The organism is Methylopila sp. Yamaguchi (genome assembly GCF_002897035.1).
In the GTDB taxonomy this organism is placed as follows: domain Bacteria; phylum Pseudomonadota; class Alphaproteobacteria; order Rhizobiales; family Methylopilaceae; genus Methylopila.
This window is the reverse complement of the sequence record NZ_BAUX01000001.1, coordinates 147,278-162,909: the sequence shown is the minus strand read 5'-3', so window position 1 is coordinate 162,909 and position 15,632 is coordinate 147,278. Positions and strand designations below refer to the sequence as shown.

Sequence of the window (15,632 nt, the reverse complement as noted above, 5' to 3'; positions counted from 1 at the left end):
GCTCAGCGCACCATCGCGGGGCGCTTGTTGTCGAAGATCCAGCCGGGGATGAGGTGCTGCATCGCCGCCGCGTCGTCGCGGGCGCCGAGGCCATGGGTCTTGTAGAGTTCGTGGTGCTTCTCGACCTCGGTCCAGTCGATCTCGATCCCGAGCCCCGGCCGCTCCGGCACGGCGACGAGGCCGCCCTTGATCTGCAACGGCTCCTTGGTCAGGCGCTCGCCGTCCTGCCAGATCCAGTGGGTGTCGATCGCCGTCACCCGCCCCGGCGCCGCGGCGGCGCAGTGGGTGAACATGGCGAGCGAGACGTCGAAGTGGTTGTTGGAGTGCGACCCCCAGGTGAGGCCGTGGTCCCGGCAGAGCTGCGCGACGCGCACCGAGCCCGCGAGGGTCCAGAAGTGCGGGTCGGCGAGCGGGATGTCGACGGAGCCGAGCTGGATCGCGTGCCGCATCTGCCGCCAGTCGGTGGCGATCATGTTGGTCGCGGTCGGCAGGCCGGTCTCGCGGCGGAACTCGGCCATGATCTCGCGGCCGGAGAAGCCCTCCTCAGCGCCGCAGGGGTCCTCGGCGTAGGCGAGAATGTGGCCCTGGCCCTTGCAGACGCGGATCGCCTCCTTCAGCGACCACGCGCCGTTGGGGTCCAGCGTCACGCGCGCGTCGGGGAAGCGTTGCTTGATGGCGGTGACGGCGGCCATTTCATCCTCGCCGGAGAACACGCCGCCCTTCAGCTTGAAGTCGTTGAATCCGTAGCGCGCGTGCGCGGCTTCGGCGAGCCGCGCGACGGCGTCGGGCGTCATCGCCTCCTCGTCCCGCAGCCGCGTCCAGTCGTCGCCGCTCTCCGCGCGCCGGTAGGGCAGGGGCGTCCGATCGGAGGGGCCGACGTAGAAGAGGTAGCCGAGCATCTCGACGGCGTCGCGTTGCTGGCCTTCGCCGAGCAGCGCCGCCACGGGCACGTCGAGGTGCTGGCCCAGCAGGTCGAGGAACGCGCTCTCGATCGCGGTCACCGCGTGGATCGTGATGCGCAGATCGAAGGTCTGGAGGCCGCGGCCTCCGCTGTCCCGGTCGGCGAAGGCCGCGCGCATGGCGTTCAGCACGCGGTTCCAGTCGCCGATCGCGCTTCCCACGATCAGCTCGCGGGCGTCCTCCAGCGTCTGGCGGATGCGTTCGCCGCCCGGCACCTCGCCGAGGCCAGTGTTTCCAGCGCTGTCGGTGAGCGCGACGAGGTTGCGGGTGAAGAACGGGCCGTGCGCGCCGCTCAGATTCATCAGCATGCTGTCGTGGCCTGCGACCGGCACGACGCGCATTTCGGTGACGACGGGCGTGTCGCTCGGTCCGGGCATGTCCGCTCCCTCGATCCGGCGTCTGGCGGCCGGTGCGGGGCCGACGTTAAGCCTCGGCGACGATGCCGGTCCAAGCCAAAGAGCGAATGGTTCGATGCGTCATGGGCATCATGGACGTCATCCAGTGAAGTCAAACCTCGCATGGATTGATGCGCGCTCTGGATCGAGAAGGGCGATCCGGACGCGGTATGGCTATCGTCGCGTCCCCCTCAGCGCGACGCCAAGACGGCCGCGCGCGAACGGCGGCCTCAACCCGAGGAGACCGCCCCATGAACGTCCCGACGCCCTCTACGATCGCCGCGAACCCGCTGATGGCTGGCCTCGCGCCCGGCGAAGCCACCACCGACCGAATCGCCTGGGTGAAGCTCTCGCTCGCCTTCCTGCCGCTCAAGACCCCGATCAGCGACGCCAAGGTGCTGACCGGGCGGCAGAAGCCGCTGACCGAGGTCTCGATCCTGTTCTGCGAGATCGAGAGCGCCAGCGGCGCCTTCGGCCACGGCTTCAGCTATTCGAAGCGCGCCGGCGGCCCCGGCATGTTCGCGCACGCCAAGGAGATCGCCAACAACCTGATCGGCGAGGACCCGAACGACATCGCGCGCCTCTGGGAGAAGCTCTGCTGGGCCGGCGCCTCGGTCGGCCGCTCGGGCCTTGCGGTTCAGGCGATCGCCGCCATGGACATTGCGCTCTGGGACATGAAGGCGAAGCGCGCCGGTCTGCCGCTCGCCAAGCTCCTCGGCGCCCACCGGGACTCCGTGCGGGCCTACAACACGTCCGGCGGCTTCCTGTCGTCGCCGATCGAGGAGGTGCTGGAGAGCTGCGCCCGCCTGAAGGACAAGGGCATCGGAGGCGTCAAGATCAAGGTCGGCCAGCCCGACCCGATGGTGGACCTACGCCGGGTCGAGGCGGTCCGGAAGCTGCTCGGCGACGCCTTCCCCGTCGCGGTCGACGCCAACCAGCAGTGGGACCGACCGACCGCCTCCCGCGTCGGCCGCGCGCTGGAGCCCATGAACCTGTTCTGGATCGAGGAGCCGCTCGACGCCTATGACGCGGAGGGGCACGCCAAGCTCGCTGCCGCCCTCGACACGCCGATCGCGACCGGCGAGATGCTGACCTCCGTCGCCGAGCATTTTGAACTCATCCGCAACGACAGCGTCGACTTCATCCAGCCGGACGCCGGCCGGGTGGGCGGCATCACCCAGTTCCTGAAGATCATGGCGCTCGCCGACTTCAAGGGCCTCAAGATGGCGCCGCACTTCGCCATGGAGATCCACCTCCACCTCTGCGCCGCCTACCCGCGCGAGCCGTGGGTGGAGCACTTCGACTGGCTGGAGCCGCTGTTCGACGAGACGCTGGAGATCCGCGACGGCCGCATGGTGGTGCCGAACCGCCCCGGCCTCGGCTTCACCATCAGCGAGCAGGCCCGCGCCTGGACGGTGGCGACGCATGAGGAAGGCAAGCGGGGGTAAGGAGCGGCGCGGACCCCGTTAAACCGCGAGCAATGGCGCGCGGCGTCGGATGGCGTTCAGAATCGACGCCGTCAGCTCTTCAGGGAAGCCTGCGGGGAGTTCTTCGACAACCTCGGTCGCGATGCGCAGGGCGTTCGCTGCGAGATCGTCGAGGATCGCGCGCATGATGGAGCCGCCGACGCCGGCGTCCGCCGCGGTCTCAAGGAAATGCCGTGGAGCGATGTCGTCGACCCGGTAGTGACGGCTCTTGCCGAGAGACATGGCGAGCTTGAATTGGTTCCGTCTGATCCGGCCGGCGTCCACCGTCGGCTGGGTCGTCAGCACATCGTAGAGCGGCGTCATGCGGAAGCGCCCGCCTGGCGCGAGGAAGATGCTGAAGTTCTTCGCGTGCCCGTCCGTCGCGCCGATCAGCCAGAAGGCGACCAGCGCCCGGAGGAATGTCGCGACATCGTCCTGCGGCGTGTCGCTCGCCTTCATCAGGTCAAGGATTCGCGTCGCCCCGGGCCCGCCCTCGGATTGGTATTTGAGGGTCTGGGGCACGGAGAGCGCCTGGCAGATGTCCTCCTGCGGCAAGCGCAACAGCCTTCCGTCGCTGCGCCAGTAGCGGTCGAACCGCTGGACGACCAGCGTGCGCCGTCCTCCGAACTCGGCGATCTCGGTTTCGGCGACGGGAAGGCCGAACGCGGCCATGAGCCTGAGGCAGAGATGCTCATTCTCGACGCTGTGGGGAAAGTCGACGCCGAGCGCCCTCGCGCCGATCTCCGGTTTCAGGATGTGCGTGGTCGCCGTCGCGCCCAAGGGTTTGAACCACTTGTCCCGGATGCGCAGCAGCGCCGTCTTTTCCTGCGCTCCGGCCAGCGAGATGCGGAAATCCTCCTCCGGGCCAACGCCCAGCGGCGCCGACGCCAGATTATCGATGAGCCGGGCGACGTCGTCCTCGGACATGGGCTGGGAGCGGACCTCCCCCGCCGGACCGGGATCCTCGCCGTCGGGCAGGAACTGAAGAGCGCCGACGCAGTCGCGGCCGAGCGACCTGAGCAGGCTGTACGCGTCGACCCCCGCCGCGCCGACGCGCTCGGCGATGCGCGTCCGGAGCGCGAGGCTGTCCGGGAGCAGGTTGTCGAAGACGTTGGCGACCGCGTCGCCTATGTACTGTTCCTCGCGCAGCGGCAGCGAATGCGAGATGGGAAATGTCGTCGCCCAACCAAGCCACGCTTGGTCATAACGGAAGTCGACGGCGCCGCTTGACTGGCGGCGCAGCACGCCGACGTGCCGTCCGTTGAGGAAGACGTTCAGGGGAATGCGAGTTGGACGTTTCGCCATCAGAACAGATTGATAATCTGGTCTGAAGTCGAGCGAGGGCGGACAACGAGCTCAAGCTGCAGAGCCGCCAGGATTTCCATAAGTGTCTTGAGCTGGATGGCGGGTTCGCCCTTTTCGAGACGTGAGATTGTCGCCTGCCGCAGATGAACCAGTTCACCTAATGCGCTCTGGCTCAGGCCTGCGCTGCGCCGCTGCCGTCGTATGATGGCGCCCAACTGCTGTTCGGTACGAGCTATGTGTTCGGCCATATCGCCATAATACGCGTATGCGTATAATCAATCAATATACGCATACGCGTATATAAGGGGCATATACGCGTATGCGTATAAAAGCCTGATATACGCATACGCGTATGGAGCGGTCCTACTCCACCAGCGCCTCTTCGCGCTTTCGGGCGATCTTCGGCGAGAACATCGCGATCAGCAGCAGCGCGACGATGGCGAGGATCGCCGCGCTGATCGGCGAGGTGACGAACACGGTCACGTCGCCGTCCGCCAGCAGCATGGCGCGGCGGAAGTTCTCCTCGAGCTGCGGCCCGAGCACGAGGCCGAGGAGCAGCGGCGCGGGCTCCACGCCGACCTTGATGAAGAAGTAGCCGATCGCGGCGCAGCCCAGCATCAGCCAGACGTTGAACATCGAGTTGGAGATGCCGTAGGCGCCGATGCAGCAGAACAGCACGATCGCCGGGAACATCAGCCGGTAGGGGATCTTCAGCATCGCGATCCAGACCCCGATCATCGGCAGGTTGATGACCAGCAGCATCAGGTTGCCGGTCCACATGCTGGCGATCAGGCCCCAGACCAGCGCCGGCTGCTCGGTCATGATCTGCGGACCGGGCTGGATGCCGTGCATCATCAGCGCGCCGATCATCAGCGCCATCAGCGCGTTCGACGGGATGCCGAGCGTCAGCAGCGGGATGAAGCTGGTCTGCGCGCCGGCGTTGTTGGCGGCCTCCGGCCCCGCGACGCCCTCGATCGCGCCATGTCCGAAGCGTGAGGGATCCTTCGCGAACTTCTTCTCCAGCGCGTAGGCCGTGAAGGGCGGCAGCGCGGCGCCGCCGCCCGGCAGCACGCCGAGGAACGAGCCGATCGCGGTGCCGCGGACCATCGCGGGGAAGGCCTGGCGCAGGTCCGGCCCGCTCGGCATCAGGCTCCCGACCTTCTGCGCCACGACGCGGCGTTCGGCCGGACGCTCGAGGTTGGCGATGATCTCGCCGAGGCCGAACAGACCCATGGCGACGGGAACGAAATCGAGCCCGTCCGCGAGGTTCGGAATGCCGAAGGTCATGCGCGAGGCGCCGGAGGAGACGTCGATGCCGACGATCCCTAGGATCAGCCCCAGCACGATCATGGCGAGGGCCTTGGCGACCGAGCCGTGGGCGAGCACGACCGCGGCGATCAGGCCGAGCACCAGCAGGGAGAAGTACTCCACCGCCGTGAACTTGAGCGCGAGCGCCGCGAGCGGAATCGCGAGCAGCGCGATGACGATGGTGGCCACGGTGCCGGCGAAGAAGGAGGAGATGGCGGCGATCGCCAGCGCGTGCCCGGCGCGGCCCTTCTTCGCCATCTGGTGGCCGTCGATGCAGGTGACGACCGACGAGGTCTCGCCCGGCACGTTGACCAGGATCGCCGTGGTCGAGCCGCCGTACTGCGCGCCGTAGAAGATGCCGGCCAGCATGATGAAGGCGGTCGCGGGCTCCAGTCCGAAGGTGAAGGGCAGCAGCAGCGCGACGGTCGGGATCGGCCCGATGCCGGGCAGCACGCCGATCGCGGTGCCGATCAGGACGCCGAACAGGCAGTAGAGCAGGTTCTGCGGCTCGACCGCGACCTGCAGGCCGAGGAACAGGCTGTCGAAGAGCTCCATGCCGTCACCAGGGCCAGGCGGGAATGGGGAGCGCCAGCGCCTTCACGAACAGCAGCACGGAGGCCGCCGCCAGCGCGATCGCGAACAGGACGACTTCGACCGGCCGGGTCTCGTCGCTGCCGGCGGCGGCGACCAGAACCGTCGCGACGGCGGCGACGGCCAAGCCCGCCTTCACGCCAAGCAGGGCGAAGGCCGCGATCGCGCCGAGCACCGCCACGAAGGGGCGCAGCCGCGGAGGATCGATCGGCTCGCCGCCGCGGCTGAAGCCGCGCGCGGCGAAGAACAGCCCGAAGGCCAGCGCGATCCCGGCGAGCACACGCGGCATGAAGCCCGGGCCCATGTCCGCCGGCGAACCGAAGCTCAACGTCCGCGTCGCGTAGAACACCAGCGCGGCGACGACGACGAGGAACGCGCCGAACAGCGCGTCCTGCAGGTCGAAGCGGGTGGTCACGGCCTCACTGGCCCTTGATCCCGGCGTCGGCGATGATCTTGCCCCAGCTCTCGGTGTTGGTCGCGAGCCAGGTCTTGAGGTCGTCCGCCGGTCCGCCGACCACGCGGCCGCCCTGCTGCTTGATGCGCTCGATCACCTCGGGGCGCTTCAGCGCCTCGTTCACCGCGGCGTTCACCGCGGCGATCTTCTCAGGCGGCGAGCCGGCGGTGGTCAGCAGGCCCTGCCACGAGCCGACGTTGGGCTGCGGCAGCTTCGCCTCCTTGAAGGTCGGGAGATCGGGCGCGGCGGCGACCCGCTCGTCGCCCGTCACCGCAAGACCCTTGAGCTGGCCGTTGGTCACGAAGGGCAGCGTCGCGGTGGCGCCGTTGATGATCACCTTGCTCTCGCCGGAGACCACGGCCTGGGTCGCGGCCGCGCCGCCCTTGTAGGGCACGGTCTTCCACTGGATCCCGAGCTCCTTCGCCATGGCGACGGCGGTGATGTGGTTGACGCCGCCGATCCCTGAGTTCGCGACGGCGAGCTTGCCAGGGTTGGCCTTGGCGTAGGCGAGCAGGCTGGCGACGTCGGTCACGCCCTCGAGCTTGGGGTTCACCGCCAGCACATAAGGCGAGAACATCACCATCGTCACCGGCGCGAGGTCTTCGAGAGGCTTGTAAGTGAGGTCGGCGAAAAGGCCGGGAGCCGAGGCCACGGTGCCGACGTCGGTCAGCAGGTAGGTCTGCCCGTCCTTGTCGGCCTTGGCGACGGCGTCCGCGCCGATATTGCCGGCGGCGCCCGGCTTGTTCTCGACAACGACCGGCTGGCCGACCTTCTCCTGAAGGAGCGGGGCGATGATCCGGGCGAGGGTGTCGGAGGTGCCGCCCGGGGCGTAGGGCACGATGATGCGGACCGGGCGATCGAAGGTCTGCGCCGCGGCGGGCGCCGTGTGGGTCATGCCGAGAAGCGCCGCGCCGGCAAGGCCGAGCGCGAGGCGACGGGTGAGCGGCGTCGCTGCGAACGTCATGGGAGTCCTCCTTGGATCCGCTTTGCGCGGGTTATTTGGAGGCGAGGGTCCCAGTGCGCGTCGTTGCTGTCCAAGACAAAAACAGCATCGATTGATGCCGCCTGCGTATCGCTTAGCTGTCGAGCGGCGGCGCTTGGCGCAGGATGACCTCAAGCGCGCGTTCCGCCGCCGGGTTTTCCTGGTCGGTGCGCCAGACCGCCGCGAGCTGCGCCATGCCTTCGCCCGGCGACCGGATCGGGCGGTGGACGACGCCGTCGAACCGCAGCTTCGCCGCCGCCTCGGGCACCAGCGCGAGGCCGAGGCCGATGCGGACCAGCGCCAGCACCGAATGAATCTGACTGACGTGCTGGGTGATCGTCGGCTGCACGCCGGCGGCGCCGAACAGGCTGAGCACCAGATCGTGGAAGTAGCGCGCTTCGAACGGCGAGTAGCTGATCACCGGCTCGTCGCCGAGATCGTGCAGGTCGATCACGTCGCGCGCGGCCATGGGGTGGCCGGCCGGCAGCGCGAGGATCATCGGCTCCCGCAGCACGATCCTGGAGCGGAAGCTCGCGCGGCGGACCGGCGGCCGAACCAGCGCGATGTCGAGCCGGCCGGAGGCGAGGGCGTCGAGCTGCGCCGAGGTCACGGCCTCGCGCAGCACGAGGTCGACGGTCGCGAGCTCCGCCCGCAGCTCGCGCACGATGCGGGGGAGGAAGTCGTAGCCGGACGCGGCGGTGAAGCCGATCGTCACAGTGCCCGCCTCGCCGACGCCGATGCGCCGGATCGACATCGCCGCGCCTTCCGCGAGCTGCAGCAGGCGGCGCGCCTCGGGCAGGAAGGCCCGGCCCGAGGGAGTCAACGCCACCCGCCGGTTGGAGCGCTCGAACAGCTTCGCCTCGAGCAGGTGCTCGAGCAGCTGGATCTGACGGCTGAGCGGCGGCTGCGTCATGTTCAGCCGCCGGGCCGCGCGCCCGAAATGCAGCTCCTCGGCCACCGCCACGAAACAGCGCAGATGGGTGAACTCGAACATGGAGCCGTCGCCAAACGATGCGTCAACGGCATCAGACGATGCCGCATCTGGCTTAGACCAGCATCGACGCCCCCGCTAGCGTTTCCCTCGGCAGCGGCGCCGCCAGAGCGCCCGCCCCAGGGAACGCCTGACAGGAGACGCGCACATGCGCATCGTTCGAGCTATCTGCGCCGCCGCCGCGATCGTCGCCGCCGCGGTCCCGGCCGTCGCGGCCGGCTACCCCGAGCGCCCGATCACCGTGGTCGTGCCGTTCCCGCCGGGCGGCGGGTCGGACGCCGCGGCCCGCATCGTCGCCGCCGCCGCCGAAAAGACGATCGGCGCGAACATGATCGTCGAGAACCGCCCGGGCGCGACCGGCAACATGGGCGCGGCCGCCGTCGCGCGCTCGGCTCCGGACGGCTACACCATCCTGTGCGCCGCGCTGTCGGTGTGGTCGATCAACCCGGCGCTGTTCAAGGGTCTGACCTACGACGCCGCCAAGGACTTCGACCTGCTCACCGTCGCCGTGCGCACGCCCAACGTGCTCGTGGTCCGGAAGGACTTTCCCGCGAACACCGTCGGCGAGCTGATCGCCTACCTGAAGGCGAACCCCGAGAAGGTCTCGTTCGCGAGCTCCGGCTCCGGCTCCTCGGATCATCTGACGGCCGAGCTGTTCTGGCAGAAGACCGGGACCAGCGGAAACCACATCCCCTACAAGGGCGGCGGACCGGCCATCGTCGACCTCATCGGCGGCCAGACCGACGCCTCGTTCCAGAACCTCGGCGTGATCTCCCCGCAGATCGCGGCCGGCAAAGTCAAGGCGCTGGCGGTCACCAGCGACGAGCGCCACGCCATGCTGCCGGACGTTCCGACGCTGAAGGAGCAGGGCGTCGAAGGCGTCGACGTCTACTCCTGGCAGGCCTTCGGCGCGCCCAAGGGCCTCGATCCGGCCGTCCGCGCCAAGCTCGAGAAGGCCCTGACCGACGCGCTCCGCACCGACGCGGTCAAGGCCGCCTTCGCCAAGACCGGCTTCGACGTGGTGGCGAACACCGGCAAGGAGTTCGAGGCGTTTCAGGCCAAGGAGATCGCCCGCTGGAAGCAGGTGGTGGCGGACGGCAACATTCCCTCGCCGTAACAAGGAGGCGTCTCCGGCCGGGCCGTCCGCGGCCCGGCGCCCGTCTCCCGCGGCTAGGCAGGCCCTGGCGGCCTGCGCGACCCGCAGGGCTCAGGAGGTCAGGTTCCGCCAGGCGCCCTTCGCCCACAGGACGACCGGCGACCAGACGGCGAGAACGGCGAGGCCCAGCACCAGCAGCGTGATCGCGACGAACACGTTGACGACGCCGAAGTTCGGCGCGTCCCGCGCCACGAAGACGGCGGTGACGAAGCTCGCCAGGGCGAGGGAAAGCCGAACGAACCAGCCCATCATCGAAACGCCGCTCCTTGTCGCTGCAGTTCCGGCGCCTCGCCCGAGAGGCGCCGCCGACCGGCAAGACCGTCGCACCGTCGGCCGGCCGCGGCTTTGAGCTATGTCATTCGCGATGGCGCGAGGGCCCCGCCGCCATCTGGCGCTTGATTGTCGGCAGGAATGTCCCGCATACAATCCGGCGAGTGCATGGATGAGGGTCGGCGATGAGCGGCGCGACGTCGTGGACGCCCCGGATCGACCCGGCGGGCGGGCCGCTTTATCTGCAGATCGCGGACGCCATCGAGGGCGCGGTGGCCTCCGGGGCGCTCCGCGAGGGCGACCGGCTTCCGCCGCAGCGCAGCCTCGCGCAGGCGCTCTCCGTCGATCTCACCACGGTGACGCGGGCCTACGCGGAGGCCCGGCGCCGGGCCCTGCTCGACGCGGTCACGGGGCGCGGCTCCTTCGTCGCGGCCCGCCGGGATCCCGCGGCCCCGCCGATCGACCTCGGCATGAACATTCCGCCCGCGCCGCGCGGCGTGCGGCTCGCGGAGGTTCTGGGCCGGAGCGTCGCCGATCTCGTGGCGCGCACCGACATCGACCAGCTGATGTCCTACCACCCCGGCGCGGGCTCGAGCTCGGACCGGGCGGCGGCGGCGACCTGGCTGCGGCCGACGCTGGGCGCCGTCGACCCGGACCGCATCCTCGTCGCGGCGGGGGCGCAGGGCGCGATGGCGGCGATCGCCACCACCGTCGCAGGCTCCGGCGACGGCATGGCCTGCGAGCCGCTGGTCTATCCCGGCGCCCTGTCGATCGCCCACCAGTACGGCCTCGATGCGCGCGTGGTCGAGACGGACGCGGACGGCATGCGGCCGGACGCGCTCGATCGCCTGTGCAAGACGCGCAAGCCGGCCTTCGTCTATCTGAACCCGACGATCGGAAATCCCACCGCCATCACCATGCCGGAGGCGCGGCGGCGCGCCTTGGCCGCCGTCGCGGCCGCCCACGACCTGCCGATCCTGGAGGACGATCCCTATTCGCCGCTGGCGAGGGACGCGCCGCCGCCCTTCGCGACTCTCGCGCCCGATCTCACCTGGCACGTCCACACCCTGTCGAAATGCCTGACGCCGGGCCTGCGGGTGGCTTACGTCGTGGCGCCGTCGCCGGCGGCGCGAGCCGAGCTCGTCGGGGGCCTTCGCGCGGTCAGCCTGATGGCGCCGCCGCTGATGACGGCGGTGCTCGGACGCTGGATCCGGGAGGGCACGGCGCAGGTCTTTCTCGACGGCGTGCGCACTGAAGCCGCCGCGCGCCAGACGCTGGCCCGGGCGGCTCTGCCGGACGGGCGTGCGCATCCGAACGGCCTGCATCTGTGGCTGCCGCTGCCGGCGCGCTGGGATCGGCGCCGGCTGGCGGACCGGGCGCGGGCGCAGGGTCTCGCGGTCACGCCGTCCGACGCGTTCAACGCCGGCGGCCCTGCGGTCGAGGCGGTGCGGATTTCACTCGGCGCGGTGCCGGAGCGGGTGCGGCTCGCCTCCGCGCTGACCACGTTGGCCCAGATCCTGAGCGACGATCGATGGACGCTGCACGAGGTGGTGTGAGCGCCGCCGACGACCGGCCAAGGTTCAGCGCTCGGCGTCGTCCTCGTCGCCGGGGCGGACGAGACGGCCCTCGGCGGCCTTGTGGTAGTACTGGCTCGCGACCAGCCAGCCCTTCAGGGGCCTCAGCGGCGGCAGCAGCGTCGCCAGCATGATCGGCACCGTCGTGACCAGGTGGACCCAGTACGGCGCCTGGTAGGCGAGCTCCAGCCAGACCGCGAAGCAGGCCGAGGGCAGGCAGGCGAAGGTGATGGCGAAGAAGGCCGGCCCGTCCGCCGGGTCGGCGAAGGAGTAGTCGAGGCCGCAGACCTCGCACTTCGGCTTCAACGTCAGGAACCCGTTGAACATCTTCCCCTCGCCGCAGCGCGGGCAACGGCCGCGCACGCCCACGTCGTAGGGGTTCAGGCGGGGATAGGTCGCCGCCGTCATGGGAGTCTCCTCTGAGGCCTTCATGCGCGAGAGAGATAGGATCTAAGGCATACATTGTCAAGAATGTATGCAGACATGTTGATGAAGCTCCGCAGCCGATAGCGCGCACCGCCGCCGCCCGAAAGTTTTTCTCGAGGTCGATCGTTCCCTCGTCGCGGCTTCAGACTGCGCGCCGATGGGGTTCGGCTGCCCGTCCCGACGTCGGGACAAAAAAAGACGGCGAGCCCACGAGGGAGCTCGCCGTGTCCATAAGTTCTGCGTCGGGGCCGAGGGAGGAAGGGAAGCCCGGACACGCTATGGAAAAGCGGGGGGTCCGGAGGTCCGGGCCCGAAATCGGGTCAACGCGGGAGCTCGAACACCGTGAGCTGCCCGCCGAGAGCGGTGTACTGGGCGAGCGCGGCGTAGCCGCCGACGGCTCCGAGGCCTTCGTTGCCGCCGGTCAGGCCGGCCGCGAGGCCGATGCCGGCCCAGCCGCCGACGCCCGAGAGCACCGCGACGTACTGCTGGCCCTTGTTCTCGTAGGTCATGACGTTTCCGACGATGCCGGACGGCGTCTTGAACTTGTAAAGCTCCTTGCCGGTCTTGGCGTCGACCGCCTTCAGGTAGCCCTCGAGCGTGCCGTAGAACACCACGCCGCCGGCGGTCGCCAGCGCCCCGGACCACACCGAGAACATCTCCTTGTTGGACCAGACGATCTTGCCCGCCCTGTTATCCCAGGCGATGAAGTTGCCCATGCCGCCGTGGCTGTTGGGCGCCGGGTACATCGAGAGGGTCGCGCCGACGTAGGGCTGGCCCGCCGTGTAGGCCACCTGGAACGGCTCGTAGTCCATGCAGACGTGGTTGGTCGGGATGTAGAACAGCTCGGTCTCGGGCGAGTAGGCGGAGGGCTGCTGGTCCTTGGTGCCGAGCGCGGTCGGGCAGATGCCCTGGCTGTTCACGTCCTCGCCGTTCTGCTCCGTCGAATACTTGGCGACGAGAAGCGGGCGGCCGTAGGTCTTGGATGACTTGTCCATGTCGACCTTCGTGGCCCAGTTCACCACCGGGTCGTACTTCTCCGCGACCAGCAGCTCGCCGGTCTCGCGGTCGAGCGTGTAGGCGAAGCCGTTGCGGTCGGGATGGGTGAGGAGCTTGCGCTCCTTACCGTCAATCTTCTGATCCGTGAGGATCATTTCGTTGGTGGTGTCGTAGTCCCACTCGTCATGGGGGGTGACCTGATAGACCCACTTGGCGACGCCTGTATCGGGATCGCGCGCCCAGATCGTCATCGACCACTTGTTGTCCCCGGGCCGCTGCTTCGGATTCCAGGTCGAGGGGTTGCCGGAGCCGTAATACACGAGGTTCAGCTTCGGATCGTAGGAGTACCAGCCCCAGGTAGTGCCGCCGCCGATCTTCCACTGGTCGCCCTGCCAGCTCTTCAGCGACGAATCCTTGCCGATCGGCTTACCCAACTCGGTGGTCTTTTCGGGGTCGACCAGGAGATCCTTGTCCGGGCCCATCGAATAGGCGCGCCATGCCAGCTTGCCGGTCTTGAGGTCGTAGGCGGTGAGGTGGCCGCGCACGCCGAACTCGCCGCCGGCGATGCCGACCAGCAGCTTGTCCTTCACCGGCAGCACGGTCGCGGTGTTGGTCTCGCCCTTCTTCGGGTCGCCGTTGACGACCGACCAGATCTTCTTGCCCGACTTGGCGTCGAGCGCGACGACCGTGGTGTCCGCCTGCTGCAGGAAGATCATGCCGTCGGCGTAGGCGACGCCGCGGTTGACGGTGTCGCAGCACATCACCGGGACCACGTTCGGGTCCTGGCGGGGCTCGTACTTCCAGATGATGCGGCCGTTGTCGTTCAGGTCGAGCGCGAACACGTTGTTCGGGAACGGCGTGTGGACATACATCACGTCGCCGATCACGAGCGGGCCGCCCTCATGGCCGCGCAGCACGCCGGTCGAGAAGGTCCAGGCCACCTGGAGCTTGTCGACGTTCTTCGCCGTGATCTGATCGAGCTTGGAGTAACGGGTGTTGGCGTAGTCGCCGGTCTGGATGCCCCACTGCTTGGGGTCCTTGAGGATCGCCTCGACGCTGTCGTTGGCGAAAGCGGGCGCCGATCCGGCGAGGATCGCGGCGCCGAGGCCGAAAAGCAAAGCGCGTTTCATGGACGTTCTCCGGAAGCGCGGGCGGCGCCGGCGGCGTCTTTTGTTTCGTCTCGAGCGATCCGTCCGCTGTCCTTGTGAAACTGCTGATAAGAGAGAAGATCCCAAGAGCGCGGCTCCCGACATGCGCTGGGAACTTCTCCTGATCTCGCTGGGGACGCTTGCTTTCGGGGCTTTGGTCTTGGACACCAAGACATTGAGACGGAAGGCGAAAACATGTCGCTGGTGGCGGCCCTCGTTCTGCGGATCTTTGCGGTCGTGGCCCTGTGCCTCGCCTGCGCGGGCGCCTGGACGATGATCGAGGCCAACCGCGTGATCCGGGACGAGGTGGCGGCGACCGCGCAGCGCGTCGAACGGGAGGCGCGAAACCTCGCCTGGCGCGAGGTCATGTTCCGAGGGGCCCAGGGCTCCGGCGCCAAGCTCGCCTTTCCCGAATGGCGCACCGCAGACACCCTCCGGATCATCGGACCCGGATTCTGCGTGACGCTCGCCTGGACCGGGGACGCGCCGACCCGCTTCTGCGGCGGCTTGTCCGAAGTGGGCGAGGCGCCCCGCTGGTTCGAAGCCCTGAACGGCGCGCTGTTCGGCGCCGTCGAGCCGGCGACCCGGACCGTCGCGAGCGGCCGCCACGAGGTGGGGACGGTCGAAGCGGAGGCGGAGCCGGGGACGGTGGCATGGCGGGCCTGGCGGCAGGTCAGCGTCGTGATCGGCGTCGCGGGCGCGATGGCGATTGCGATCGCGCTGCTCGCAACACTTGCGATCGGCCACGCGCTGCGGCCGGTCGAGACCATCGTGCGTGGGCTGAAGCGGCTGGAGGGCGGCGACCATTCGGTGCGCCTGCCGCACTTCGCCGCCCGCGAGTTCGCCCATGTCGCCCGGGCGTTCAACGACCTGACGGAGCGCCTCGCCCGCACCACCGAGGCGCGCGCGGCGGTGACCCGGCGTCTGTTCAACGTGCAGGAGGAGGAGCGCCTCGCCCTCGCGCGGGACCTCCACGACGAGTTCGGCCAGTGCCTCACCGGCGCCCGCGCGCTCGCCGCCGCGATCGCTTCCGCGAGCGCCAAGGACCGCCCCGACATCGCTGAAAGCGCGCGCGAGATCGCGGGCCTCAGCGAAGGCATGGCCGCCACGCTCAAGAACGCGCTCGCCCGGCTGCGGCCTCCGGAGCTCGACGACGTCGGGCTGGAGCACAGCCTCGCGCATCTCGTGGCGAGCTGGAACGCCCGCGTCGCGATCGCGGCGCAGCGCCCTGTGTTCCGGCTCGAGCTCGCAGGCGACGTCGACGGCGCGCCGGAGCAGGCGGCGCTGACGGTCTACCGCATCGCCCAGGAAGGTCTGACCAACGCCGCGAAGCACGGCCGGCCGCAGGAGGTCCGCCTGCGCGTCGAACGCTCCGCGGAGCCGACGGACGCCGTCTCGGTGACGGTGGAGGACGACGGCGGCGGCTCGGCGCAGGATCTCGGCGCTGGCCGCGGACACGGCCTCGTCGGCATCCGCGAGCGGGTCGACGCGCTCGGCGGACGGTTCCAGGCGGGCGCATCGGAGCGCGGCGTCCGGATCTCGGCGGTGATCCCGCTCGCGCGCGCCGGCGAGCGGCGCGGACCGGAGATCGAGGACAAGGCGGCCTGACG

At 69.3% G+C, this 15,632-nt stretch carries 14 protein-coding genes; 4 read left to right on the top strand and 10 right to left on the bottom strand.

What is annotated here, in order from left to right; genetic code table 11:
• Positions 1-2: 2 nt before the first annotated feature.
• Positions 3-1,337: a glucarate dehydratase gene (gene gudD / locus METY_RS00775; protein ID WP_103119492.1), complete on the bottom strand. Its 1,335-nt coding sequence runs from the start codon at positions 1,335-1,337 to the stop codon at positions 3-5.
• Between the two features lie 269 nt (positions 1,338-1,606).
• On the opposite strand from gudD, the gene METY_RS00770 reads away from it, so the two are divergent.
• Positions 1,607-2,803: an L-talarate/galactarate dehydratase gene (locus METY_RS00770; protein WP_103119491.1), complete on the top strand. Its 1,197-nt coding sequence runs from the start codon at positions 1,607-1,609 to the stop codon at positions 2,801-2,803.
• 18 nt (positions 2,804-2,821) lie between these two features.
• Here METY_RS00770 and METY_RS00765 read toward each other — a convergent pair whose 3' ends face one another.
• The 6 genes from METY_RS00765 to METY_RS00740 form a co-directional block, all read right to left on the bottom strand.
• Positions 2,822-4,126: a type II toxin-antitoxin system HipA family toxin gene (locus METY_RS00765; protein WP_103119490.1), complete on the bottom strand. Its 1,305-nt coding sequence runs from the start codon at positions 4,124-4,126 to the stop codon at positions 2,822-2,824.
• Entirely contained in the window at positions 4,126-4,374 is a 249-nt protein-coding gene (locus tag METY_RS00760) for a helix-turn-helix domain-containing protein (protein ID WP_103119489.1), read from the bottom strand. The genes METY_RS00765 and METY_RS00760 overlap by 1 nt, the downstream gene beginning before the upstream one ends.
• Positions 4,375-4,489: 115 nt before the next feature.
• A complete protein-coding gene (locus tag METY_RS00755) occupies positions 4,490-5,989 on the bottom strand; it encodes a tripartite tricarboxylate transporter permease (RefSeq protein ID WP_103119488.1) in 1,500 nt (499 codons plus the stop codon).
• A 4-nt stretch (positions 5,990-5,993) separates the two neighbouring features.
• A complete protein-coding gene (locus METY_RS00750; RefSeq protein ID WP_103119487.1) occupies positions 5,994-6,440 on the bottom strand; it encodes a tripartite tricarboxylate transporter TctB family protein in 447 nt (148 codons plus the stop codon).
• A gap of 4 nt (positions 6,441-6,444) precedes the next feature.
• A complete protein-coding gene (locus tag METY_RS00745; protein WP_103119486.1) occupies positions 6,445-7,443 on the bottom strand; it encodes a Bug family tripartite tricarboxylate transporter substrate binding protein in 999 nt (332 codons plus the stop codon).
• Between the two features lie 112 nt (positions 7,444-7,555).
• Positions 7,556-8,455, bottom strand: a complete 900-nt coding sequence (locus METY_RS00740) for a LysR family transcriptional regulator (RefSeq protein ID WP_103119485.1) — start codon at positions 8,453-8,455, stop codon at positions 7,556-7,558.
• Between the two features lie 145 nt (positions 8,456-8,600).
• Here METY_RS00740 and METY_RS00735 point away from each other — a divergent pair, with 145 nt between their 5' ends.
• Entirely contained in the window at positions 8,601-9,569 is a 969-nt protein-coding gene (locus METY_RS00735; RefSeq protein ID WP_103119484.1) for a Bug family tripartite tricarboxylate transporter substrate binding protein, read from the top strand.
• Between the two features lie 90 nt (positions 9,570-9,659).
• Here METY_RS00735 and METY_RS00730 read toward each other — a convergent pair whose 3' ends face one another.
• Positions 9,660-9,860, bottom strand: a complete 201-nt coding sequence (locus METY_RS00730; RefSeq protein WP_103119483.1) for a hypothetical protein — start codon at positions 9,858-9,860, stop codon at positions 9,660-9,662.
• Between the two features lie 203 nt (positions 9,861-10,063).
• Here METY_RS00730 and METY_RS00725 point away from each other — a divergent pair, with 203 nt between their 5' ends.
• Positions 10,064-11,434 carry an aminotransferase-like domain-containing protein gene (locus METY_RS00725; protein WP_103119482.1) on the top strand — a complete coding sequence of 457 codons (1,371 nt, stop codon included), beginning with the start codon at positions 10,064-10,066 and terminating at the stop codon, positions 11,432-11,434.
• A 24-nt stretch (positions 11,435-11,458) separates the two neighbouring features.
• Here the strand turns inward: METY_RS00725 and METY_RS00720 are convergent, their stop codons facing one another.
• Positions 11,459-11,884 carry a DUF983 domain-containing protein gene (locus METY_RS00720; RefSeq protein ID WP_103119481.1) on the bottom strand — a complete coding sequence of 142 codons (426 nt, stop codon included), beginning with the start codon at positions 11,882-11,884 and terminating at the stop codon, positions 11,459-11,461.
• A 314-nt stretch (positions 11,885-12,198) separates the two neighbouring features.
• Complete coding sequence (locus METY_RS00715; protein ID WP_103119480.1) at positions 12,199-14,004, bottom strand: methanol/ethanol family PQQ-dependent dehydrogenase; 1,806 nt, start codon at positions 14,002-14,004, stop codon at positions 12,199-12,201.
• A 213-nt stretch (positions 14,005-14,217) separates the two neighbouring features.
• Here METY_RS00715 and METY_RS00710 point away from each other — a divergent pair, with 213 nt between their 5' ends.
• Positions 14,218-15,630 carry a HAMP domain-containing sensor histidine kinase gene (locus METY_RS00710; protein WP_103119479.1) on the top strand — a complete coding sequence of 471 codons (1,413 nt, stop codon included), beginning with the start codon at positions 14,218-14,220 and terminating at the stop codon, positions 15,628-15,630.
• Positions 15,631-15,632: the final 2 nt, after the last annotated feature.

Excerpts from the sequence above, each read along its gene's own strand:
- gudD (WP_103119492.1), bottom strand. The coding sequence starts at position 1,337 with ATGCCCGGACCGAGCGACACGCCCGTCGTCACCGAAATGCGCGTCGTG.
- METY_RS00770 (WP_103119491.1), top strand. The coding sequence starts at position 1,607 with ATGAACGTCCCGACGCCCTCTACGATCGCCGCGAACCCGCTGATGGCT.
- METY_RS00765 (WP_103119490.1), bottom strand. The coding sequence starts at position 4,126 with ATGGCGAAACGTCCAACTCGCATTCCCCTGAACGTCTTCCTCAACGGA.
- METY_RS00760 (WP_103119489.1), bottom strand. The coding sequence starts at position 4,374 with ATGGCCGAACACATAGCTCGTACCGAACAGCAGTTGGGCGCCATCATA.
- METY_RS00755 (WP_103119488.1), bottom strand. The coding sequence starts at position 5,989 with ATGGAGCTCTTCGACAGCCTGTTCCTCGGCCTGCAGGTCGCGGTCGAG.
- METY_RS00745 (WP_103119486.1), bottom strand. The coding sequence starts at position 7,443 with ATGACGTTCGCAGCGACGCCGCTCACCCGTCGCCTCGCGCTCGGCCTT.
- METY_RS00740 (WP_103119485.1), bottom strand. The coding sequence starts at position 8,455 with ATGTTCGAGTTCACCCATCTGCGCTGTTTCGTGGCGGTGGCCGAGGAG.
- METY_RS00735 (WP_103119484.1), top strand. The coding sequence starts at position 8,601 with ATGCGCATCGTTCGAGCTATCTGCGCCGCCGCCGCGATCGTCGCCGCC.
- METY_RS00730 (WP_103119483.1), bottom strand. The coding sequence starts at position 9,860 with ATGATGGGCTGGTTCGTTCGGCTTTCCCTCGCCCTGGCGAGCTTCGTC.
- METY_RS00725 (WP_103119482.1), top strand. The coding sequence starts at position 10,064 with ATGAGCGGCGCGACGTCGTGGACGCCCCGGATCGACCCGGCGGGCGGG.
- METY_RS00720 (WP_103119481.1), bottom strand. The coding sequence starts at position 11,884 with ATGAAGGCCTCAGAGGAGACTCCCATGACGGCGGCGACCTATCCCCGC.
- METY_RS00715 (WP_103119480.1), bottom strand. The coding sequence starts at position 14,004 with ATGAAACGCGCTTTGCTTTTCGGCCTCGGCGCCGCGATCCTCGCCGGA.
- METY_RS00710 (WP_103119479.1), top strand. The coding sequence starts at position 14,218 with ATGTCGCTGGTGGCGGCCCTCGTTCTGCGGATCTTTGCGGTCGTGGCC.